Source organism: Pantoea sp. SO10, assembly GCF_005281435.1.
GTDB classification, from domain to species: domain Bacteria; phylum Pseudomonadota; class Gammaproteobacteria; order Enterobacterales; family Enterobacteriaceae; genus Pantoea; species Pantoea leporis.
On the sequence record NZ_CP040095.1, the window covers coordinates 127,014 to 149,949 of the forward strand.

Below are 22,936 nucleotides of genomic sequence, written 5' to 3' on the forward strand. Positions count from 1 at the left end.
AATGAAAAAACATATGTTAAGTGCCGGTATTCGCCATGCCCTGGTTCTGGGTGGGGCGCTGACGCTCTCGCAGCCGCTGCTGGCGGCGGAGAGCAGTAATCCTGCGTTACAGGCGCTGTTCGATCAGGCGGCTTACTGGCACCAGAAAGCGCATGACGATTTGGCCAAAGCCTCGCTGCAGAAAGTGCTGATGGTTGAGCCCAACAACACGCAGGCGCTCTATCTGCTGGCGCTCTATTCACAGCAGAGCGGCGGCACAGCGGAAGCAGCGCAGTGGCGTGCGCGCCTGAGCGCGGCCTCGCCAAACGATCCGCATCTCACCGAGCTGGATAACGCCCGCCAGCTGCAAACCATTCCGCAGGCGCAGCTGCAGTTAGCGCGCCAGCAGGCACGCAGCGGCAACATCGCGGCGTCGCTGCAAACCTGGCGTAACACCTTCAGTGGCAACGAGCCGCCGCCGAGCGTGGCAGCCGAATATTATCTAACCATGGCGGGCGATCGTTCGCTGCTGCCGCAGGCGGTTGAAGCGCTGCGTCAGTTCTCCGCCGATCATCCGCAGGATACCGGTGCCAAACTGGCGCTGGGTAAAGCACTGACTTATCAGGAAGCAACGCGTCGTCAGGGTATCGATGTGCTCGGCAGCCTGGCAGACGGCAACAAAGAAGCGGACCGTTCGCTGCGTCAGGCGCTGTTGTGGCTGGGTCCGCAGGCGTCCGATGCGTCGCTGTATCAAACCTGGCAGCAGCGCCATCCGCAAGACAACGCGGTGCTGGATTACTACCGTAAAAACGTTGGCGGTGCGGAGAAGGGCGCGGGCTTTACCGCGCTGAACAGCGGCGACGTCAGCAACGCGCAGAACAACTTTGAGAAAGTACTGCAAGCTAACCCGCAAGATGCGGATGCGCTGGCCGGTATGGGCTATGTGGCCCAGCGCGCCGGGCGTTATGCCGAAGCGGCGGATTACCTGACGCGCGCGGCGCAGATGGGTGGCGATCAGAGCGACACGCGCCAGAAGCAGGCCGCCGATGCACGCTTTTATACGCAGCTGGCCTCCGCGCAGCAGGCGCTGAAAAATGGCGACAGCGCGCAGGCGTTGGCGCTGAGCGAACCGCTGGCGCAGGCCGACGGTGAGAAAGGCGTTTCCGCCAAACTGTTCCGCGCCGATGTGCAGCGTCGCAGCAATCAGCTCGATCAGGCGGAGCAAACCTATCGCGCCATCCTGCAAAGCGATGCCAATAACCGCAACGCCAAAGAAGGCTTGTTCTACGTGCTGCGTCAGCAGAACCGGGGCGCAGAAGCCAATACGCTGCTGGCATCACTGCCCGACAGCGTGCGTCAAAGCGTGGCACCGCGCGGCAGCAGCACCGATCCGATTCGTGCCCAGGCCAAACGTGAAGTGGCGGCGGGCAATAACAGCGCCGCCATCGCCACCTTGACCTCGGGTATTCAGCGCTATCCCAACGATGGCTGGCTGCGTCTCGATCTGGCACGTCTCTACCGCGCGCAGGGCAATAACATGATGGCGGCCAATATCATGCAGCCCACTATGCGCAGCGGCGCCAGCACCACCGAACTCTATGCAGGTGCGTTAAACGCCAGCGAAAGCAGCGCGTGGCAGCAGGCGAGTCAGTTGCTGTCTCGCATTCCCAACAGCAGCAAAAACAGCGATATGCGCGAGCTGGCGCAGCGCGTCAACTTCAACCTGCAGATGGCTACCGCCGATCAGTATCTGGCGCAGGGCTCGAACGCGGCAGCGGCCAACACCCTGCGTGCGCTGGCCTCTACGCCGCCCGCCAATCCGGTGGATGCCGGTAACCTGGCGCAGAAGCTGGCGAAAGCCGGCGATCTCACCAGCGCGGTGTCGGTGGTGCGCAGCAATATGCAGCGCGGCATTCAGGGCAACGCCGGTGATTACGCCGCGCAGGTGGCGGTGCTGAATCAGGCCGGGCTGAATACCGAAGCGCAGAGCTTCCTCAGCAGCCCGGAACTGCAGGCACGCAGCACGCCAACCCAGCTGGCGGGCATCCGCAACGGCTACGTGATCAACGAAGTGGATCGTCTGCGCGAGCAGAAACAGTACGCCGCCGCTTACGACAAGCTGGTGGGCGCGCTGCAGCACGATCCGCAGAACCGCGATCTGATGTTCGCCATGGCGCGACTCTACCAGTCCGGCAAGATGAACAAAGAAGCGGGCGTGGTATACGACTACCTGATGACCCAAGATACGCCAACGCAAGACGCGCGTACCGGCGCCATCAACGTGGCGCTGGCACAAAATGACGTCAACAAAGCCAATACCTTAGCGCGCGGCCTGCGCAACGAGCAGTCGCCGGATCGCTTGCTGCTGTTAGCCCGCGTGGCCGAAGCCAACGGCGAACACAGCCAGGCGATGAGCTACCTGCGCACCGCGCGCGGTCAGCTGATTGGTCTGCAGGGCGCAGAAACCGGCAGCGTGCCAAGCGTAGGTGGTCTGGCGCTGGCTGACAATCCGTTTATCAATCGCGGCACCTCGCCGGTGGGGCGTACGCCTTCCAGCTATGGCGCGGTGATGCCGTGGCAGTCGGCACCGGCGGCCACCAGCAGCGCCGAAGGCGTGACGCTGGCGAGCAACACACCGGCGGTTCAGCAGAGCCAGACGCTGCGCCAAATCGACAACATGATGGATGACCTGCAAGAGAAAACCGGCACCTGGGTGCAGGGTGAAATGCAGGTACGCGGTCGTGATGGCGAATCAGGCTTGAGCAAACTCACCGAAGCCAAAGCGCCGCTCACCTTCTCCACCGTGCCGTTTGGCGAGTCGCGCTTCGACTTCACCATGACGCCGGTTTCCCTCACCGCCGGCAGCGCCGGCGGCGACGCATGGCGTCGATTCGGCACCAACGCGCTGGTGCAGGGCAACGTGGTTGCCTCCGGTGCGGCGAAAATTGATGATACGCCCAACTCCACCACCGATTCGCAATCCGCGACCGGCGTGGAGCTAAACATGGCGCTGAAGGGCGACAGCTACAAGATTGACCTCGGCAGCACGCCGCTGGGTCAGGACTTGAGTACGCTGGTGGGCGGCGTGCAGTGGTCGCCGAAGCTGACCGACTTCCTGACGCTGATCCTTACCGGTGAACGCCGCGCGATGACCGACAGTTTGCTGTCGTATGTCGGCGTCGAAGACAAAACCAGCGGTAAACGCTGGGGCCGCGTGACTAAAAACGGCGGTAACGCCTTGCTGAGTTACGACAACGGCGATGCCGGTTTTTATGTCGGCGGCGGCGCGTACAGCTACATCGGCGAAAACGTGGCGAGCAACAACAGCGTGCAGGCGACCGCAGGCGCGTATGTGCGTCCGTATCACCTCGACGATCGCGAGCTGAAAGTCGGCATGAGCTTGTCGTGGATGGATTACTCGAAAAACCTCAGCTACTTCAGCTACGGTCAGGGCGGTTACTTCAGCCCGCAGAACTATGCGTCGGTGTCGTTCCCTATCGAATTCAGCCGCAAGTTTGACGATCTGAAAGTGAACGTCGGCGGTTCGGTGGGTTATCAATCCTACAGTCAGGATAAGAGCGCCTACTTCCCGAATAATCCGTCGTTGCAGGCGCAGCTGCAAAGTCTGGCCGATCAAGGCTACGTGAAGGATGCGTTCTACAGCGGCGACAGCAAAAACGGCATTGGCTACAACCTGCATGCCGGTGCGGATTATAAGATCAACAAAGATGTCACCGTGGGCGGTCAACTTGGCTACGACACCTTTGGCGATTACAACGAGAGCACCGCCAATCTGTACTTCCGTTACATGTTCGGAGATTACTAATGAGTGAGCAAGTAACCGCACGCGTCAGCCATCCGCATCAGCCGGGCTGGTTTGATTTGGTGAGCGCGATGATTGAGAGCATGCTGGACAACGCGGGCGAGGAAGCGGAAGGCTTTCTCAACGGCGTCGGCGTATCGCTGGCAACACGCTATCCTTTACCCGACGCGCGCACCGTGCAGGATCTGGAGCGTGAAATGAATTTGCAGCTGGCGCGATTTAACTGGGGCTTTGTGCAGTTACAGCCGCAGGAGAATGCCATTCTGATTCAGCACCACGCGCTGCCGCAGGGCGACAGCAACGTCGGTGTTGAACGTTGGCAGCTGGCGTTGAGCGCGGTGCTGGCGGGCGTGTATGCGCAGTGGCTGCAGGCACAAGGCGGCAGCGCGGCGGTGCCGGTGACGCTGGAGAACAACGACGGCGGCACGCTGCACTATCGATATCAATAGGATGCTGTAATGAGAGTGATGCGGTTCTGGCGTCAATGGATGCTGTGTTTCATGGTGATGTTTTTTAGCGCTCAGGCGGCCGCAGATGGCTGGAGTACCTATAAAAGCCGTTTTATGGGCAGCGATGGCCGAATTAGCGATACGGCCAACAACAACGTTAGCCATACCGAAGGGCAAGGCTACGGCATGTTGCTGGCAGTGGCGCATGACGATCGCGCCACTTTCGATCTGCTGTGGCAGTGGACGCGCAGCCATCTGCGTAATCCGCAAAACGATCTGTTCTACTGGCGCTACACGCCAGGCGCCGCCGATCCGATTGCCGACAAAAATAACGCTTCCGATGGTGATGTCCTGATTGCCTGGGCGCTGCAACGTGCGGCACAGAAGTGGGGCGGCGATTATCAGCAGGCCTCCGACCGCATTCAGCGTGCGATCGTGAAGCTGAATGTGATCAGCTACGGCGGACATAAAGTGATGCTGCCGGGCGCGCAGGGCTTCAACAAAACCAGCTACGTGGTGCTTAATCCCTCCTATTTCCTGTTTGAGGCCTGGCGCGAATTTGCGGAACACAGCCATCTGCGTATCTGGAATGAGCTGATTGATGACGGCATGGATTTGCTGGGTGAGATGCACTTCGGCAAAACCGGCCTGCCGCTCGATTGGGTGGCGCTGAATGCTGATGGTTCTGTGGCACCGGCGGTCGGCTATTCCAATCGCTTCAGCTATGACGCGATCCGTATTCCGCTCAATATCTGGTGGTACGACCCGCAAAGCCTGCGTCTGGTGCCGTTCCAGCGTGTCTGGCAAGGTTCGGCGCGCATGACCACGCCCGCCTGGTATGATGTGTTGGGCAACACGCCAGCGCCGTACAACATGGAGGGGGGATTGATTGCGGTGCGCGATTTAACCCTGGGCCAAACCCAGTATCTCAATGACACGCTGGCAGCGGATCAAAACTACTTTTCCGCCAGCCTGCAGCTGCTGACCTGGCTGGCATATCAGGAAAAGCGCTAAATCTCATTTTGGCCTGGTCGACATAAATGGCGGCCAGGCCATATTTTCCAGCCTTGTCTGAATCTCATTTCATTGTGCTGCTTATCTTTGATTTCTTGAACGCGATCAAAATGGCAGCACTGACACACATGCAAATTTGTCATGCTAAAATGTATAGACAAAAGTGTATGGTAAAATGCAAACGGAACTGGAATTTGAGTGGGACCTTAGCAAAGCAGAGTCTAATCACCGCAAGCATGGCATCCGCTTCGAAATTGCCGTGCGCGTGTTTGATGATCCTTTTCATCTGTCTAGCCAGGATCGTTGTGAGAATGGCGAATATCGCTGACAATCAATAGGTAATGTTATGGGCCATATTATTATTTTGGTGGCCCACACGGTACGTTTCGAGCAGGGCACTGAGATTATTCGCATCATTAGTGCACGTCCTGCCACGCGCAATGAGAGGAGACGCTATGAGCAAGGTTAGGTTTAAACGCAGCGAATTACCGCCGCTTTCGGATAGCCTGCAATCTGAACTGAACGCGCTGAGTCAAAAGCCGGATAGCGAGATTGATTGCGGTGAAATCGCCCCGTTAAATGAACGTTTCTGGAACAGTGCTTCCAGCGGGCGATTTTATCGTCCGATTAAAACACAGGCTTCAGTCAGAATTGACGCGGATGTGCTTGAGTGGTTGAAAGCGCCGGGTAAAGGGTACCAGACGCGTTTGAACGCCATTTTGCGCGCGGCGATGCTGCGCGAATTAGAAAGCAAATAGTGCCCGGGCGGCTTAACAAGCCGCCGCTATTTAAAATCCGCATACGGCGTCAGCGGTTGTGGCGGCATATCCATATCGCCATTCCAGCCGGACATTGAGTAGCGCATGAAAATCAAACCGTGGCTTGGGGTGTAATCTTTCGCTTGCTGTATATCCATTGCCAGGCCCACCGACCAATGCGGCGTAATGCGTCGCTCCACCAGCGCCTGCAGCGTGTAGCCAAAACCTCTACCCGAACTGCTGTCTGAAGTGGGATTCGACGCCAGCGTAAAGCCTGGATTGACCGGATAGCGCTGCTGCCCGTCGGTATGCGATTGCGACCAGGAAACCGAGCCGCCGAGATCAAACGACCAGTTCTCTGTGCGCTGGCGATAGGTCACCGGCAGCGACAGCGAGAAATATTGCTGCGGGCTGTAATAGCCGCCCTGACCGAAGGTGTAGTCGCTGAGATCCTTCTGGTAATGCCACAGCATGCTGTTCAGGCCCACGGTGGCGCGGCGATTATCGTCATTAATCAGCTTGTAGTAATAGCCCGCCATCAGGCGTTCGCGGCTGTTATCCGCCACGTTATCACCGCTGAGTTGATGTGCACTGATATCGCCCCACACGCCATGCGCGCCGCCCTGATCGTAACTCAGTCCGAGCGAGCCGCCGGTTGCCACCACGCCGCCCCAGGTTTTGCCGCCGTTTGCCGCGGGATCGCGCGCGCCTGCGTACGCCAGCAGCGAGCTGGAGATCGGTCGGCGTGATGCGGTGAACGTCAGGCCAATGTCTTTGACGTCGGTTTTCCAGCTGACGCCGCCGACCCAGTTGCGGGTCTCGAAGCCGAGCGGCGTGGTGCCGAAATCAGCCGACCAGCGATCGTTATGCCAGCCCACGCCCAGCGCGGTGCCTTCATCGCGCTGAGTAAAGTCGCGGCTGCATCCGCCGGAATTGTCATCGTTACAGCTGCCGAACTGCTCGCTGTGGCTGCCGTTGCTGGTGGAGAAAGTGCCGGCTGAAACCCGCACATGATCGACACGCACAAAGCTGCGGCCATCGGCCAGCGGTGTTTCCGCCTGCATCATGGTGGTATGGGCGGTGAAATCGGAAGTGCCGCCGTTGCCTTTGTTGCGCGAGTAATCCTGCTCCAGCGTGAACGTGGTGTCCTGCTGACGATAAAGATCGGCGGCGTCGCTGCGGATGCTGCGTTTCAGCCAGTCATCCTGCGCCTGGTTGCGGGTTAATTGCGTATAACGATCGTTATCCTGTGGCACATCCGGGCTGATGCCGCTCGCGGCCATCGCCCGTTGATAATCCTGCTGCGCTTGTGCGGGCTGTTGCAGCTGCGTTTCCAGCCGCGCCGCATCGCGAAACACCAGCGCTTTTTCCTGCGACGCTACCTGTTGCGCCGCACGAGTTTTCAGCTCAGCAAAAATCTGTTGAGCACGCACCGCATCGCCACTGTTTTGCCAGGCGAGCGCCACGCGGCGACCGCTGTTCACACTTTGCTGCGCCATGCCTGGCGGCAAGGCTTGTAACGCGCGTTGCGCTTCTGCAGGGCGTTTTAAGGCGATCAAGGCTTCGATACGACCCAGCGCCGCATCGCCGTTTTTACGGTCTTGCTGCAGCACTTTTTGATAGTTCGCCAGCGCGCGGCGGGCGTCGCCGCGCTCCAGCGCCCAATCGGCCAGCGTGATATCGCGGCGGATGGACGCGGGTTGCTGTTGCAGTAGCGCAATTGCCGCCGTTTCATCGCCGCGCGTGCGTAAATCACTGGCGCGGGTAAACACCTTGTCCTGCTCGAGACGATCGGCCAGCTCATGCATGTTGCTGTCCCAGCGCGCAGCGGGCAGGCGATGCAAGGTGGCCAGCGCCGCGTCATCGCTGTCGCCAGAAGCCAGCCACAGCGCCGATGCATACAGCGCTGTGGGTTCCTGTGGATGCTGGCGCACCATCGCGTCCATCACCTGCGCGCCCTGAGTTTCTTCGCCGCCGTTGCGCAGCGCGCCAGCCAGTCGATAAACCAGCCAGATATCATCGGGATTCGCCTGCGCCAGCTGGCGATACTTCTCCGCCGCCTGATGCCATTGGCCTTGCTGCGCCAGCGCATCGGCTTCGGCCATTAGCGCATCGGTGCGCAGCTGTAGCAGACGACGTTTCGCCGTGCTATTGCTGCGATCTAAGCGCAGCGCCTGCTGCCAATAACGCTCTGCCTGCGCAGAATTTTTACGCGCCAGCGCGGCATCACCCAAGCCAATCAGCGCCCAGCTATCGCGATTATCCAACCCTTGCGCGCTGCGGTAATAGCCTTCCGCCGCGGCGATATCGCCTTTTTTCAGCGCCGCATCGCCGTTGTTAATCGCCAGCCAGTAACGGTTGGTTTGCAGCAGCGACTGCCATTTGCCGATCTGCGTGCTGGCCTGACCGGCCTGTATCGCTTTCTCCAGCCAGCGAATGGCGGCGGCGCGATTGTTGGCTCGCGCCTGCGCCTGGCCCATCGCGCCCATCAATTCAGCATCGTTGGGATTGGCGGTTAGCGCGGCATTGAGCGCGGCAATCGCATTGGCGCCGCCACCGGCATCCACCAGCGCTAAGCCACGCATGCGCTGGCGATACGCCGGATCGGCGAGCAGTTTTTGCTGACGCGCCAGCTCTTGCTGACCGCGCTGCTGGGCATCGCCTTCGGTAAAGGTTTGCAGATATTGCTGCAGGCTGGCGACGCTGCTTTCGCTCACCGGCTGATTCTGGATCTGCTGTAGCCACAGCTCGGAAGCGGCATCGCGCCCGCCGTTGCGGTTGGCGAGACGACGCAGCTGGGTAAAGGCTTCGCCCGGCTGATTGTTATCAAACGCCATGCGCGCCAGCTGCAGTTCTACGCCGATGTTGCCGGGGTAGCGCTGCTCCAGCGCCTGCAACTGTTGATACGCTTGTGGCTGCTGGCCGGGTAAACGTGCCACCAGCCGCCAATACTCCAGCTCGGTATTCACATCAGGGAACACGCTGTGGAACAGCGCGTCCCACGCGGCTTTGGCTTCGACGACATGCCCGGCAGTGGCCAGCAGTCGCGCCTGCTGCAGCTGCTGACGCCCTTCCGCAGTCACCAGACGCAAGCCGGCTGCTGATTCACGCGTGGCGGCGGCATTCGGTGCCACGCGCTTCAGTTCATCCAGCAGTTTTTGCGCTTTGGCCTGGTCGCCCTGGCGCAGTGCCATGCGGATTTGCGCCGCCAGCACCTGCGGATTATCAGGATCGATTTTTTCCAGCCGATAGAGCGATTGCTGTACCAGATCGATTTTGTTGGTCGATTCGCCGGTACGAATCTGCATCAGCAGCCACTCAACCGGCGAAACCTGGGGACCGATCGGGGCGGCAGTCGCGCCTGCCAACACCCCGAGCGTGCTACTGATCAGTAATCCAAGCTGCAGCTTATTCATCGTCATCCAGCTCGGCCAGACGGCGACGGCTGACCATGCGCATTAAACGCCACGCCATCAGCGCAAACAGAACCACGACCACCACCGCGCAAATCGCCAGCCACACCGGATGGGTGGCCAGCAGATTCCACAGGCGTTCCCACCACGGCAGGTGACCGACGTAATAGGTATCGCCGACGCGGATGCTGTTAACCCCCGATTCACGGATCACCGTGGCGGTACCGAACACTGCCGCGCGTTTGCCGCTGTCGAGCAGCGCGTTATTCAGCAATTCCCAGCCGCGTGGGCTGTCGGCCAGCAATGCCACGACGCTGCGTTGATCGTTAAACGGTGACTGGAACCCGACAATTGCGCCCATCGGCCCGCGTGAGCTAATGGTAGTTTGGCTTTCCACCGCGCGTTCACTGTCAGAAATCGGTACGTTGGCTGCTGCGTTGCTGCGTGCAGGCATGCTGATCCAGCTGCGGGCGGCATCGGCCAGCAGCGGGATCTTCGTGTCGTCCTGCAGATCCTGTGGAATGCCGCCGATCATCAACATATCCGCATCCGCCGATTTCGCTTTGCTCCAGTCATCGCTCATCTGCACGCGCAGCGCCGGATAACCGGTTTGTGCGCCGATGCTGCCGAGCGTATTCAGCAGCGTGCTGACTTCGTCATTGCTCGGCCTTGATGGCACCAGCACCAGCGTTTGCGCCAGATCGGCGTAGCGGCTGTACGGGAAACCGGCGTTGGCGAAGGCGCCCAGCGACGGCATTTCGATGTAGTGACGATAGCCGGAGAAATCGATGCTCGAGGTATCGTCAATCACCACGTGATGTCCGACGGCGGTGACGGTTTCGCAGCGGCCATCGGCGGTACCGCCAATAAAGGTGTTGGCGTAATCAAAGTTAAAACGCAGCTGATTCACCACGCCGAGGCGCAGCGCCGGAATGGTCAGCTGGCGATTGCTGTCCTGCAAACCTTGCATCAGCGGGATGCGCATCAGCTGCTGACCGGCGGTATCTTTCTGCGTCAGCGGATAATCCTGCATGAACTGATTGTTGAGATGCACCGCGAGGCGCGAACCATCCTGCTGAATCGGCGAGGTGTAGCGGTAGCGCAGATCCATATCGATGCCGCGCGCGCGCACCAGGAACAGATCCGGCGGCAGATTCAGCGTCAGGCTGATCGGATTCGGCTGCAAACCGTTGCCCTGTAGCTGGTTTTGATACTGCGTCAGCTCGGCAAAGGTGGTGCGGCGATCGGTGCGCACCCAGTTCGGCGCGTCGTACGGCTGGCGTGCAGCAAGCAGTTTTACGCTGTCGATGGTTGAGCTGTCGCCGCGCAGCAGCAGCTCGCCTTGCGCAATGCCTTCGACGGCGGTCAGCAGGTCATTATCGTCACGGCCAAGGATCAGCAGCATCTTCTCGTAAGGATTGTCCGGCTGATTCACCATCTCCACCGTCGGTTTCTCCACTGGCGGCAGATCTTTCAGGAAGTCTGGACGATGATCGTTGGTGGCAAACACCACCGCATGCTGCTCTTTGGGCAGCTGGTTATACAGCACCGGGAAAGATTGTCCGCGCCACTGCGCTTTGCTGCCAAACCAGGAAGCCAGAATCCCGGCCGCACGCTGTTGCAGCAGATTCGGCTGGGCGTTGAAGACCATCGGCAGCTGCAGCGGACGGCTGTCGCGCGTATCTAAGAACGGCTCCGGGAAATGCGACAGATCGTTCTTCAGCGGCAGCTTCTGCAGCGTCAAATCGAGTTTGCTGGCTTTGCCGATATCCAGCCAGATGGTGCTGTTGGCCGGGTTTTCACATACGTTGGCATAGTGACCTACCAGCTCAAGCCGCACGCGGTTGAAGTCGCTGATAAAGCGCGGATCGATAGGGATTTGCGTTTGGTTCTCTTTGCCGAGCTGCTCGGCGGTGACCGTCACCAATCCCACCAGTTCATCGTTGAGATAGACTTTGAGCTGCGACAGCGTCGGAATCAGCGCCGGCGAGGGACGATAGCTCAGATTCAGCAGCGCGCGCGTCACCACTTCATCGCTGCGCACGCCGAACTCAATCTGGCTGCTCGGTTCGGTACCGCGCAGGGTCATGCTACCGGGCGGCGGAGCGACCTGATTAAACACCAGCTGGCTGTCACGCAGCGGCGCGTTGGCGTCGACCCGCGCGTTCACCTCTGGTAACGGCTGCGGCGCAGTCATGGCGCCAGAAGTCAGCGGCGCGGCCTGCACCACAGAGACGCAGCCCAGCAGCAGGGCGGTGAACCAACTCAGTTTTTTCGTCATGGTCATATCATCAACTTAAGTAAAATCGGTTTTGATCGTCGCAGGCTGGCGGTCAATACGCTGCGGTAGCAGTGTCGCCAGCCAACTCACCAGCGCGGTGAGGCCACGGAATAAGCGGCGCAGCGGCGCAGGTCCATACTCGGCCAGACGCAGATAGCCTTTAAAACCCAGCACCATAATGTCGGCCAGACTTTGCACCGGTTTATCTTCCGGGAAGCCGTCCTGCCACAGCGCCCAGGTATCGGCGCGAGCGAAGGTGCACTGAATAAATTCAATGTGTTGGCGCGTCGTGAGTTGATGCAGGCGAATTCCGGCGCGACGGCCAAACACGCGCTGCACCTGACACGGGAAGCTGAACTCTTGCTGACCACGGCGCAGCAGCAGCGACACGGTTTCGTCCTCTTTCAGCGCATCGGCTTCGCGCAGCTCAACCCCCACGCCGCCGTCGGAATAGTCACGCAGCGTGCACGGCACCATGTGTCCATCTTCACGTGCGATGGCGGCAGGCATGGCGATTTCCACACGATGCGCTTCGCGGATTTGGCGCGCTTCAACCGATACCGCCACCGCGCCGCCGAGGATAATCATGTTGTAAATCACCCACACCAAACTGACCCAAATGGTGAGCATTTCGTTGGCCGGACCGTACGCCATGCGCCAGAAGGCCATGCCGATACCGGCGATATTCAGCAGCACCAGCATCATGTACGGCTTGGTAATCACCCAATCGAGATGACGTTCGGCCACCAAACCACCTTTGGCGGTAACGTTGAACTTGCCTTTGTGCGGATTAAACAGCGCCACCGTGGTTGGCCGCGCGATGTACCATGCCAGCACAGTTTCATACACTTCGCTCCAGAACGAATGTCGCCAGCGGCCCTGAATGCGCGAGTTGGTCAAACTGGTGTGCAGCATGTGCGGCAACACGTAGATGGCGATCGCCAGCGCGGGCGCGTAGATGATGTAGGCGTGGAACAGCAGAAACGCCAGCGGTGCCAGCAGGAAGATCAGACGCGGAATCCCGGCGAGAAAGTGCAGCATGGCGTTGGCGTAACACAGGCGCTGCACCAGCTTTAACCCTTTGCCGAACAGCGGGTTATCGAGGCGGAAAATCTGCACCATACCGCGTGCCCAGCGGATACGCTGACCGATATGCGCGGACAAACTCTCGGTGGCCAGACCCGCAGCCTGCGGAATACGGATATATGCCGAGGTGTAACCCTGGCGATGCAGACGCAGCGAGGTGTGCGCATCTTCGGTGACGGTTTCTACCGCAATGCCGCCGATCTGATCCAGCGCAGTTCGGCGCAATATGGCGCAAGAGCCGCAGAAGAACGCTGCGTCCCAGGTATCGTTGCCATCCTGCACCAAACCGTAAAACAGCGAGCCTTCGTTAGGCGTCTGGCGGAAGCGACCGAGGTTACGTTCAAACGGATCGGGTGAGAAGAAGTGGTGCGGCGTTTGCAGCATCGCCAGCCGATGATCTTTCAGGAACCAGCCCATCGTCAGCTGCAGGAACGAGCGCGTCGGCACATGGTCGCAGTCAAAAATGGCAACATATTCGCTGCGGCACACGGCTTTCAAAGCATGGTTGATGTTACCCGCTTTAGCATGTTCATGGGTTTGACGCACCACGTAATTGACGCCGACGCTGGCGGCAAACTCGCGGAACTCTTCACGCGTGCCGTCGTCCAGCAGGTAGATATTGAGCTTGTCCTGCGGCCAGTCGATGCCCATCGCCGCGTAGAGGGTCGGTTTTACCACGCTCAGCGGTTCATTGTAGGTCGGTACCAGAATATCGACGCTCGGCCACGAGGTGATTTCCGGCGGCATCGAGACCGGCTGACGATTGAGCGGCCACAGCGTCTGGAAATAGCCCAGCACTAATACCGCCCACGCATAGGTTTCCGCACCTATCAGCAGCAGACCAAACGTCAGGCTGATCGGGTCATCCCAGTTGAGAGTTTCGGTGTAGCGCCACCACAGATAACGACAGGAAATCGTCAGCGATAACACGATCAGCATGATGGTGGACAAGCGGCCCGGCACGCGACGCACCAGCATCGCCAATCCCCATAACAGCAGCACGAAGACAAACTGCGTGGTGATGCCGAAGGGCTGCGAGATGCACAGCAGCGCCAGCAGGCTGGCGATAATCGCTGCCACGATAAACAGCAGCTGCCGCAACCACACGGGCAGCGCCTGAATACGTTGTTCGCTGCGCTGGGCGAACCGGTTTTGTTCCAGCCGTGCCGGCAGCGCACCGAGCCACTGATAGAGCGGCTCGCGCCAGCGGAACAGCGGTTTGACGCTGAAACTTTTACGCGCGCGCTTATCCAGCGGCAATACCAGCATCAGCCACAGGCTTTGCAGTGCATAGCGCAGCGGGTCAAGCGGACGTGGGCGCAGCGGCGAAATTTGCGGGTAGTAACGTTGACGATGTTGCAGGATGCGCTGCCATCCCGGTGTTTCCAGCCGCAACAGCGACCACGCGAGTACGCACCACATTAAATGCAGCGCGATGGTGAAACGGCCCGCGCCGTGCTGGTGCGCCAGCTGAGCGCGGCGTTGCAGCGCCTGCCACGCTTGCGGCATCAGCAGCCAGCGTAATGGATTCACGCCGCGCCTCCCGGCACATGCAGCAGCAGCCAGTTAGCCAGGGTGTTGATCTCTTCGCTGGCCAGCGCATGCGGCCGATATTCGCCCACCGGCTGTTTCATCATCAGCGCTTCCGCCAGCGCTTCATCGCGGTGGATCACCTGGGGAATCAGGTTTTTCAGTGAGCTGATCCACAGCTGATGCAGATCCTGCTGTAGCTGGCTGTTGGCGTTGAACTGGTTGATCAGAAACAGCGTGTGCGCAGGAAAACGCGCGTGATGCAGACGCAACTGACAGTTGGCATCCAGCGTTAGCACCTGCAGCAGACGATCGGCGGCGGTAACCAGGGATCGCTGCCACGGCAACAGATCCGCTGGCATGTCGAAAATAATCCAGTCGTAGTGCGATTTCAGGACCGGCAGCGCGTGTAGCAGCGGTGCGGCAAATTCTGCGTTGATAGCGCTGATGCTGGCGTACTGTTGCGACGTGAGTGCGCCAAACGGCAGAAAATCCAGCCCTGCCTGATAGCGCTGCGCGCACTGCTGCCACGCTTGCTGTTCGAGCAGCGCGGGCGCCCAGCCCTGAGCGCGGTCGAGCGGTATATTAAAATGGGCAGCTAGCTGATTTACCCGGGAAAAATCGATAACCAGCACCGATTGCTGCAGCGCGTTAAACGCCCAGCCGAGTGCGGCGCTCAGCGAAGTGGCGCCACAACCGCCACGCAATCCTTGTAATGCAATAACAGGCATTAACGTTCTGACTCCTGTGCGGCGCTTATTTCACGCAGCAATGGCCAGCGCGTCATAATGGTATTCAGTCGCGCTTCGCGGGCAATATCAATGTAGCGAAATGCCTTAAGGGAAAAGGCATCACTTAAGGCTGTAATGTCATCGTGCTCTTCGCTGCTAGTCGCATTCAGCGAAAATGCATTCTCTGTTTTCATTATTTTTTTGCCACCGAAAAATCGACAACGGATGAATTGTGGTTTTATTTTTTGTAAAGTTTAAACCTGAAGTAAAGACAAATGCTATCCACAGATCAATATGATTTGCGCTAATACGCTATTTTTTATTTCACCCGTTCCAATTGCGGCTGTCTCGATTAAACTAGCCTGGATTGTATCGATCGCGAATCAAATATGAAAAAACATTATGCGCTTGGCCTGCAGCAGATTCAGCAGGAATTAAATACTCTGCAGAATCCGGGGTTTTACTGGATTACCAGCCAGCGTCAGGAAGATGCGCGAACGCTGCTGCGTCAGGTGGTTAGCCAACAAAAGGCGGCTACGCTCATCAGTGCGGATGAGAAACCGCAGGCGCTTTTGACGCCCGATCCCATCGGCGGTCCGGCGCGTATGCCGTTATTTTCACTGCCGGCTAATAAACGCAGCCTAAAGCAGCTTGAAAGTGATTTTTCCCGTGTGCTTAATAGTCGCAGTGGCCTGGTGATTTTTTATAGTAATGCCGCGCTGTGGGGAAAATTATCGCCCGATGAGTTAACCTTCTGGCTTAAGCGCATGCGCCGTTTGTTATCTAAAAAACAAATTACGTTGTTAATGATCACCTCCGGTACGTCAATAATTCACCTGCGTAATCATCTGCAAGGTTATTTTCGCCAGCTTGATGGTCTCGCACATTTGGAGTTTCAGCAGGACAGTTGGCATTATCGAATTAACTGGTGGTATGCGGCAGATAAATTACTGGCCGACCGCGCTATCCGTTTGAGTTATGTCGATAATCAATTTATTGCCGTTAATCAAGCGGAACAAAATATTCCCTTAAGCCGCAATGATGAAAACCAATTCCTTGCGCAGGAAGGTGTGCTGGAAGGCGCGCCGCCGCTTTCAGCGCAGTGGCAATTGTTTAGCGATAACGAAAGCGTGTTCTCGCGTGCGCAGCAGGCGAACGCCGCCACGGTCATCTTTAGTCTGGTTCATAATCAAGACATTAATTCTTTAGCAACGATGGTCCATAGTTTGCGTCGTTCACGCGGTAGTGCGCTTAAGATTGTGGTGCGCGAAATCAGTACCACGCTGCGCTACAGTGATGAGCGTTTGCTGCTGGCCTGCGGCGTGAATGCCATTGTGCCGACCGCGGCCAGCCTGTCGCGCTTTCTTACCACGCTGGAAGGGATTCAGGGGCAGCAGTTCTCGCGCCATGTGCCTGCCAATCTCCATGCCCTGATGCAGGCGCTGCAGCCGCTGCAGCAGAAAGGTTATCTACCGCTGGACGCATTTTGCGCGGCGGTGCAGCAGCTGATGACCAACACGCTGCTGCCGGAAAATGACAAAGGCTTGATGGTGGCGCTGCGCGCGGTGCCGCAGCTGAAACCCGAACAGATTCTGACGCTGTGTAAACCGCGCCGCTTCGGCGATTTGGTGACGCTGGTGAACGACCGCATCTATCTGTTCCTCTCTTCATGCCGATTCAATGATTTGGATATCGCGCTGAAGTCGATCTTCTCGCTGCCGCACGACGAGCTGTTTAGCAATCGCATCGTCTGGTTTGAAGACAATCAGATCGTGTCGGAGGCGGACAAAATACGTCAGCTGACGCCGGTGGCACAGCGCGACCGGCAGGCCACGCCGCTGGCCGCTGCGCCAGTCAGCACGCAAACCGCCGCGCCTGAGCGCGGGGCACAAACGCCGCAGCCGATTACCCTTAACCTCGACGGAGTAAGCCACCAATGACGCTGATGGATTGGGTGCAGGTGGCGATCCTGCTGTTATTGATTTTGCTGTTCCTGACATCACTGTTTGGGCACGGACGAGCGCGTAGCGGCTCTAATCCGCTGCTGCGTTTGCTGCCGACGCGCGCATTGAAATCAGAAGGACAGTGGCAACGCAAAACCCATAAAACGGATAAACATGAATAACAGATTCACAATGCACGGTTCGTGGTGGCGCGGCCTCGGCGGCTGGAACTTTTACTTCCTGATCAAATTTGCGCTGCTGTGGTACGGCTACCTTAATTTTCACGCGCTAAGTAACCTGGTGTTTCTGGCGTGGCTGCTGTTCCCGCTGCCGGGCGTGCGGCTGCATCGCCTGCGTCAGTGGATTTCGCTGCCGATTGGCGTGGCGCTGTTCTGGCACGATACCTGGCTGCCGGGACTCCATTCGATTATGAGCCAGGGCAGCCAGCTGGCAGGCTTCTCGCCCAGCTATCTGCTCGATCTTGCTAATCGCTTTATCAACTGGGAGATGATTGGCGCGGGCTTTGTACTGCTGGTGCTGTATCTGTTTATCGCGCAGTGGATTCGCGTCACCGTGCTGGTGTCGCTGATGCTGATCTGGCTCAACGTGCTGACGATCGCCGGACCGGCAATGAATTTACTGCCGAACAGTGCCGCCACGCCGACGGTGAAGCTCAACGATACGCCAGCGGCGAAAGCGCCAGATGGCCTCGATCAATCCGCGCCGCCAACCAGCGCCAACCTCACCGCGTGGCTCAACCGTTTTTACGATGCCGAGCGCCAGCGTGCGACCCATTTCCCGGACGCCTTGCCAGCTGATTCGCAGCCGTTCGATATTCTGGTGATCAACATCTGTTCGCTGTCGTGGTCGGATTTGAACGTCGCGCAGCTGCGTAATCATCCGCTGTGGCAGCACTTCGATATTCTGCTTAACAACTACAACTCTGCTACCGGTTACAGCGGCCCGGCGGGGATTCGTCTGCTGCGCGCCAGCTGCGGCCAGAGCTCGCACAGCGATCTGTACAAAGCCACCGATCAGCGTTGCTATCTGTTTGATAATCTGGCGAAGCTGGGCTTTAAGCAGCAATTGATGATGGATCACACCGGCGTGTTTGGTAACTATCTCAAAGAGCTACGCGAAGAGGGCAATCTGCAGGCGCCGCTGATGTCGCAGGCGGGCATCTCGCCGGAGGTGACGTCATTTGATGGCTCGCCGGTATTTAATGATGCGCAGCTGATGCAGCGCTGGCTCGACGATCGCACCAAGAGCAGCGATGCGCGCTCCGCGACCTTCTATAACCTGATTCCGCTGCATGACGGTACGCGCGAGTTGGGCAGTACGCGCAGCGCAGACTGGCAGCCGCGCGCCAAAGTGCTGTTTGATCAGCTCGATGCCTTCCTGACCAATCTGGAGAAGTCGGGCCGTCGCGTGATGGTGCTGGTGGTGCCGGAACACGGCGCGGCGCTGCAGGGCGACAAGATGCAGATGTCAGGATTGCGTGATATCCCCAGTCCGGATATCACCCATGTGCCGGTCGGCATTAAGTTTGTTGGCATGAAAGCACCGCATCAGGGCCAGCCGCTTAGCGTGGAGACGCCTACCAGCCTGATGGCGATCTCGGAAATCGTGTCGCGCGTGGTGGATGGCCAGGTATTTAACGCGCCGAACGTTAATATGTCGGTGCTGACCGATAATTTGCCGCAGACGCCGGTGGTGTCTGAGAACGATAACGCGGTGGTGATGATGTATCAGGGTAAACCGTGGATTCGCCTGAACGGCGGAGATTGGGTGCCGTATCCGCAGTAGGGCGCCATTAATGGTGTGATGCCGCTCAGTTAAGCGCGGAGCGACTTTCGTTCGCCATGTGCTGAGGCAGTTGCAGCACCTACGTGCGGCGACCGAGCAGAGGACGCCTGGCCGCGCCCTCTGCACTCCCGGGCCTTGCGCCAGCCCAACCCGCCGCTTCGCGGTGCCTTCACTCATTCACGATTCCTGACGGACCGGTGGCGATTCGCTCCTGCTCAGCGCCACCTCTCGCCGCATCCATGCGGCTCGCCCTGGAATCCCTCATTCGCTCAGCGGCTCGGGATGTCGCCTCAACACCCGCGCTGCAGCATTAACGCGTATTTTTCACTCGCAATCGCTACAAATCTCATGGGGTTGTCATCCATGACGGCCAGGCGCGCTTGAATGCGCGTCAAAACCTGCATAATTCCGAATCACTTCATAAATAACCAAACTTGCTTATTTTTCGCCTTTATCCCGGCGAAAAAAACGCGTGACCTGGGATATACTCGCTGCGAATTTCATCTCATTACACGCCTTTGGTGGCCTGGAGAAGTTTTGTTGCGCGTCAGTCGTTCTCTAACGATAAAGCAGATGGCGACGGTTTCCGCCGTGGCGATGGTGACCATCTGCATCTTTATTGTCATCCAGCTCTTTCACTTTGTGCAGCAGCGCAGGATTGACTACGCCCAGCAAATGGAAAATGTGGCGCACACCGTGCGTCAGCCACTCTCCGAAGCGGTGCTCAAAGCCGATATTCCGCAAGCCGAACGCATCCTTAATACCCTGAAACCGGCCGGTATTTTATCGCGCGCCGATGTGGTGTTGCCAAATGCCTTCCAGGCGCTGCACGCCGATTTTGCGCCGGAAAAACCGGTGCCGCGCTGGGTCGCACGCCTGTTTGAGCTGCCGGTACAAATCACGCTGCCGCTCTATTCCGTGGAGCGTTCCGGTTTGCCGAAGCCGATTGCCTATCTGGTGCTACAGGCTGATTCCTCCCGCGTCTATCAGTTCCTGCTCAGCACGTTATCCACCATGATCACCACCTACCTGCTGCTGGCGCTGATTCTCTCGATCGCCATTAGCTGGTGTATCAACCGCTTGATTGTGCATCCGCTGCGCGATCTTTCGCGTGATTTACAGGAGCTGCCGCCGCAGGCGATTCTGACCCACAAAATGAAGCTGCCGAATAATCATCGCGATGATGAAATCGGCATGTTGATCCGCAGCTACAACCGCAATCAGCAGGTGCTGGAGTCGATTCACGACGAAATGAGCCGCATGACCACGCATTTTGCCGTTACGGATCTGCCCAATCGCGCGCTGTTCCTTGCGCTGCTCGAACAGCACATCAGCCATCGCCACAATCGTCAGGCGTGGGGCTTGATGGTGATTCGCATTGAAACGTTGCAGGAAGCCAACGGCGTGCTGAGCGATGAGCAGCGCGATACGCTGATGCTGACGCTGGTGGAGAAGATTCGCAGTACCGTTGACGATCACTCACTGCTGGCGCAAACCGGGCCCAGCGACTTCGCCTTGCTGATGAAACGCGCGCACAATCCGTTCCGCGCCATGCGTCTGGCGCGCAACCTGATGATTCGCATTAATCAGCCGGTGAACCTGCAACAGCTGCAGCTGCGTCCGAACGCCAGCATTGGCCTGGCGCTGCACGAAGAGAGCAGCATCTCGGCCAGCGAACAGCTCGATCGCGCCACCTCGGCGATGATGTCGGCGCGGCATCAGGGCAAAAACCAGATTCTGTTCTTCGATCCGGCGCTCACCGAGCGGGCGCAAAAGCGTTTAACGCAGGAACACGACATCTTGCAAGGTCTGCAGGACGAGCAGTTTGCCCTCTATCTGCAGCCACAAATCAATATGGAAACCGGCGAGCTGGCCGGTGCCGAAGCGCTGCTGCGCATGCGCATGCCGGATGGCAGCTATGGATTATCGGAAGAGTTTATTGCCAGCGCCGAAGAGATTGGCGTGATCTCGGCTATTGGCCGCTGGGTGTTTGAAGAAGCCTGCCGCATTCTGGCCGGCTGGCAGAAGCAGGGCATTAACATCCCGCTCAGCGTCAATATCTCGGCGGTGCAGCTGCGTGATGCCAGCATGGTCAGCCATTTGCAGGGCTTGCTGGAGCGCCATCGCATCGCGCCGGGCAACTTCGTATTGGAAATCACCGAAACCGCGCAGATTGGCGATGCCGAACAGGCGATTGCGCTACTGCGCTTGCTGCAGCAAACCGGCGTGGCGGTAGCGCTCGATGATTTCGGAATGGGCTACTCCAACCTCAACTATCTGCATCAGTTCAAAGCGCTGCCGGTAAATAAGCTGAAAATGGATCGCAGCTTCGTCGCCGCGCTGCCGGATGACGACACCATGGTGCGCATCGTGGCGGCGATTGCCGACATCATTCACCTCGACGTCATCGCCGAAGGTGTGGAAACCGCCGAGCAGCGCGACTGGCTGCTGGCGCGCGGAATTACTATAGGGCAAGGCTACTTATACGCTGAAGCGCTGCCGCTCCACGTCTTTAATCAACGCTGGCTCAATAGCTCGCAACTCCCTGAATAATCACCTTGGTTATTGATTTTCCTTACAAAATTGTAGCGAAGCGCTGTGCTGAAGCGTTTCAGTTCATAGTTAGAGTTTTGTAACTTTTGTAAGGAATAGTAGGGGATATTAATCTTGTTAACAGGGTGTTATTTTCCTCGCCATCGGTAAGGTTTTACGCTTCTGGCGGCTTGCCGCATGCGTTCTCCACAACAATGGCGGTGCGAACCGTCTTACTGGACACCTGTTATGAAAATCTTAAAAAGCCTCTATTTTCAGGTACTGGTTGCCATCGGCATCGGCGTCCTGTTGGGCCACTTCTATCCTGAGTTAGGCGCGCAAATGAAGCCGCTTGGCGATGGTTTCGTTAAGTTGATCAAGATGATCATCGCCCCCGTGATTTTCTGTACGGTGGTGACCGGTATTGCCGGCATGGAGAGCATGAAAGCCGTTGGACGTACGGGCGCAGTGGCGCTGCTGTACTTTGAAGTGGTCAGTACCATCGCGCTGATCATCGGTTTGGTGGTGGTTAACGTGGTGCAGCCTGGCGTGGGCATGAACGTTGATCCAGCCACGCTGGATGCTAAAGCAGTCGCGGTATACGCGCAGCAGGCGGAGCAGCAAGGTGTGGTCGCCTTCCTGCTGGATGTGATCCCGAATAGCGTCATTGGTGCCTTTGCCAGCGGCAACATTCTGCAAGTGCTGCTGTTCGCTATCCTGTTCGGCTTCGCTCTGCATCGCCTGGGCAGCGCCGGCACCGTGATGTTCAACGTCATTGAGAGCTTCTCGAAAGTGATCTTCGGCGTGATCAACATGATTATGCGTCTCGCGCCAATCGGTGCCTTCGGGGCGATGGCCTTCACCATCGGTAAATATGGCGTCGGCTCGCTGGTGCAGTTGGGGCAGCTGATCATCTGCTTCTATATCACCTGCGTGCTGTTCGTGGTGGTGGTGTTGGGGCTGATTGCACGCTTCGCTGGCTTCAACATCTTTAAATTTGTCGCCTACATCAAAGAAGAGCTGCTGATTGTGCTGGGCACGTCATCTTCCGAGTCTGCGCTGCCGCGCATGCTGGATAAGATGGAGAAGCTGGGCTGTAAGAAATCGGTGGTGGGGCTGGTGATTCCAACCGGCTACTCCTTCAACCTGGATGGCACCTCGATTTACCTCACCATGGCGGCGGTGTTTATTGCTCAGGCGACCAACGCGCATATGGATGTGTTCCACCAAATCACGCTGTTAGTGGTGCTGCTGCTCTCCTCAAAAGGCGCAGCGGGTGTAACCGGCAGTGGCTTTATCGTGCTGGCGGCGACCTTGTCAGCGGTGGGACATTTACCGGTTGCTGGCCTGGCGCTGATTCTCGGTATCGACCGCTTTATGTCCGAAGCGCGTGCGCTGACCAATCTGGTGGGCAACGGCGTGGCGACCATCGTGGTGGCGAAGTGGGTCGGCCAGCTGGATGAGAAACAACTGAATGCGACGCTTTCTGCCGGGAAAAAGGTGAATAACGCACCAGAAACCGCCGCATAACCTGCTATTTGCGTTAATTTGCCGAGAAATGCCCGCTGTCGCTTGCCCTGACAGCGGGCAT

Annotated in this window: 14 protein-coding genes and 1 pseudogene; 10 read left to right on the plus strand and 5 right to left on the minus strand. The window is 58.2% G+C overall.

Features of this window, described 5'->3' with window-relative positions; all coding sequences use genetic code 11:
* The first annotated feature begins 1 nt into the window (after position 1).
* The 5 genes and pseudogenes from FCN45_RS00590 to FCN45_RS00610 all read left to right on the plus strand — a co-directional run bounded on the left by FCN45_RS00590 (position 2) and on the right by FCN45_RS00610 (position 6,023).
* Complete coding sequence (locus tag FCN45_RS00590) at positions 2-3,805, plus strand: cellulose biosynthesis protein BcsC (protein ID WP_137384887.1); 3,804 nt, start codon at positions 2-4, stop codon at positions 3,803-3,805.
* Positions 3,805-4,251 carry a cellulose biosynthesis protein BcsD gene (gene bcsD, locus FCN45_RS00595; RefSeq protein WP_008104594.1) on the plus strand — a complete coding sequence of 149 codons (447 nt, stop codon included), beginning with the start codon at positions 3,805-3,807 and terminating at the stop codon, positions 4,249-4,251. Before FCN45_RS00590 ends, bcsD begins: the two co-directional genes overlap by 1 nt.
* Positions 4,252-4,260: 9 nt before the next feature.
* Positions 4,261-5,265 (plus strand): glycosyl hydrolase family 8, encoded by a 1,005-nt coding sequence (locus FCN45_RS00600; RefSeq protein WP_101763795.1) that lies wholly within the window; start codon positions 4,261-4,263, stop codon positions 5,263-5,265.
* Between the two features lie 175 nt (positions 5,266-5,440).
* Positions 5,441-5,734: pseudogene (locus tag FCN45_RS00605) on the plus strand (BrnT family toxin).
* Entirely contained in the window at positions 5,721-6,023 is a 303-nt protein-coding gene (locus FCN45_RS00610) for a BrnA antitoxin family protein (protein WP_137384888.1), read from the plus strand. Before FCN45_RS00605 ends, FCN45_RS00610 begins: the two are co-directional and overlap by 14 nt.
* Before the next feature lie 26 nt (positions 6,024-6,049).
* Here the strand turns inward: FCN45_RS00610 and bcsC are convergent, their stop codons facing one another.
* From bcsC to bcsR, 5 genes are read right to left on the minus strand one after another with little or no spacing between them, the layout of a single operon-like run.
* Positions 6,050-9,439: a cellulose synthase complex outer membrane protein BcsC gene (gene bcsC / locus FCN45_RS00615; protein WP_137384889.1), complete on the minus strand. Its 3,390-nt coding sequence runs from the start codon at positions 9,437-9,439 to the stop codon at positions 6,050-6,052.
* A complete protein-coding gene (gene bcsB, locus FCN45_RS00620) occupies positions 9,432-11,717 on the minus strand; it encodes a cellulose biosynthesis cyclic di-GMP-binding regulatory protein BcsB (RefSeq protein ID WP_137384890.1) in 2,286 nt (761 codons plus the stop codon). Before bcsB ends, bcsC begins: the two co-directional genes overlap by 8 nt.
* A gap of 15 nt (positions 11,718-11,732) precedes the next feature.
* A complete protein-coding gene (bcsA, locus tag FCN45_RS00625; protein WP_137384891.1) occupies positions 11,733-14,336 on the minus strand; it encodes a UDP-forming cellulose synthase catalytic subunit in 2,604 nt (867 codons plus the stop codon).
* Positions 14,333-15,064 (minus strand): cellulose biosynthesis protein BcsQ, encoded by a 732-nt coding sequence (gene bcsQ / locus FCN45_RS00630; protein WP_137384892.1) that lies wholly within the window; start codon positions 15,062-15,064, stop codon positions 14,333-14,335. The genes bcsA and bcsQ overlap by 4 nt, the downstream gene beginning before the upstream one ends.
* On the minus strand, positions 15,064-15,258 hold the full coding sequence (gene bcsR, locus FCN45_RS00635; protein ID WP_101763788.1) for a cellulose biosynthesis protein BcsR: 195 nt from the start codon (positions 15,256-15,258) through the stop codon (positions 15,064-15,066). Before bcsR ends, bcsQ begins: the two co-directional genes overlap by 1 nt.
* Before the next feature lie 195 nt (positions 15,259-15,453).
* On the opposite strand from bcsR, the gene bcsE reads away from it, so the two are divergent.
* From bcsE to FCN45_RS00660, 5 genes are all read left to right on the plus strand, one after another.
* Positions 15,454-17,004 carry a cellulose biosynthesis protein BcsE gene (gene bcsE, locus FCN45_RS00640; RefSeq protein ID WP_137384893.1) on the plus strand — a complete coding sequence of 517 codons (1,551 nt, stop codon included), beginning with the start codon at positions 15,454-15,456 and terminating at the stop codon, positions 17,002-17,004.
* Positions 17,001-17,189 carry a cellulose biosynthesis protein BcsF gene (locus FCN45_RS00645; RefSeq protein WP_137384894.1) on the plus strand — a complete coding sequence of 63 codons (189 nt, stop codon included), beginning with the start codon at positions 17,001-17,003 and terminating at the stop codon, positions 17,187-17,189. The genes bcsE and FCN45_RS00645 overlap by 4 nt, the downstream gene beginning before the upstream one ends.
* Positions 17,182-18,813 carry a cellulose biosynthesis protein BcsG gene (bcsG, locus tag FCN45_RS00650; RefSeq protein ID WP_137384895.1) on the plus strand — a complete coding sequence of 544 codons (1,632 nt, stop codon included), beginning with the start codon at positions 17,182-17,184 and terminating at the stop codon, positions 18,811-18,813. The genes FCN45_RS00645 and bcsG overlap by 8 nt, the downstream gene beginning before the upstream one ends.
* A 540-nt stretch (positions 18,814-19,353) precedes the next feature.
* On the plus strand, positions 19,354-21,366 hold the full coding sequence (gene hmsP, locus FCN45_RS00655) for a biofilm formation regulator HmsP (RefSeq protein ID WP_206098225.1): 2,013 nt from the start codon (positions 19,354-19,356) through the stop codon (positions 21,364-21,366).
* A gap of 228 nt (positions 21,367-21,594) precedes the next feature.
* Positions 21,595-22,875, plus strand: coding sequence for a dicarboxylate/amino acid:cation symporter (locus FCN45_RS00660; RefSeq protein WP_101763784.1), 1,281 nt, complete (start codon positions 21,595-21,597; stop codon positions 22,873-22,875).
* Positions 22,876-22,936 lie beyond the last annotated feature (61 nt).

What these genes read in the sequence shown, in the direction of transcription:
- FCN45_RS00660 (WP_101763784.1), top strand. Translation starts at nt 21,595, where the DNA reads ATGAAAATCTTAAAAAGCCTCTATTTTCAGGTACTGGTTGCCATCGGC.
- FCN45_RS00610 (WP_137384888.1), top strand. Translation starts at nt 5,721, where the DNA reads ATGAGCAAGGTTAGGTTTAAACGCAGCGAATTACCGCCGCTTTCGGAT.
- FCN45_RS00600 (WP_101763795.1), top strand. Translation starts at nt 4,261, where the DNA reads ATGAGAGTGATGCGGTTCTGGCGTCAATGGATGCTGTGTTTCATGGTG.
- bcsB (WP_137384890.1), bottom strand. Translation starts at nt 11,717, where the DNA reads ATGACGAAAAAACTGAGTTGGTTCACCGCCCTGCTGCTGGGCTGCGTC.
- bcsG (WP_137384895.1), top strand. Translation starts at nt 17,182, where the DNA reads ATGAATAACAGATTCACAATGCACGGTTCGTGGTGGCGCGGCCTCGGC.
- bcsD (WP_008104594.1), top strand. Translation starts at nt 3,805, where the DNA reads ATGAGTGAGCAAGTAACCGCACGCGTCAGCCATCCGCATCAGCCGGGC.
- bcsE (WP_137384893.1), top strand. Translation starts at nt 15,454, where the DNA reads ATGAAAAAACATTATGCGCTTGGCCTGCAGCAGATTCAGCAGGAATTA.
- bcsQ (WP_137384892.1), bottom strand. Translation starts at nt 15,064, where the DNA reads ATGCCTGTTATTGCATTACAAGGATTGCGTGGCGGTTGTGGCGCCACT.
- bcsR (WP_101763788.1), bottom strand. Translation starts at nt 15,258, where the DNA reads ATGAAAACAGAGAATGCATTTTCGCTGAATGCGACTAGCAGCGAAGAG.
- bcsC (WP_137384889.1), bottom strand. Translation starts at nt 9,439, where the DNA reads ATGAATAAGCTGCAGCTTGGATTACTGATCAGTAGCACGCTCGGGGTG.
- FCN45_RS00590 (WP_137384887.1), top strand. Translation starts at nt 2, where the DNA reads ATGAAAAAACATATGTTAAGTGCCGGTATTCGCCATGCCCTGGTTCTG.
- FCN45_RS00645 (WP_137384894.1), top strand. Translation starts at nt 17,001, where the DNA reads ATGACGCTGATGGATTGGGTGCAGGTGGCGATCCTGCTGTTATTGATT.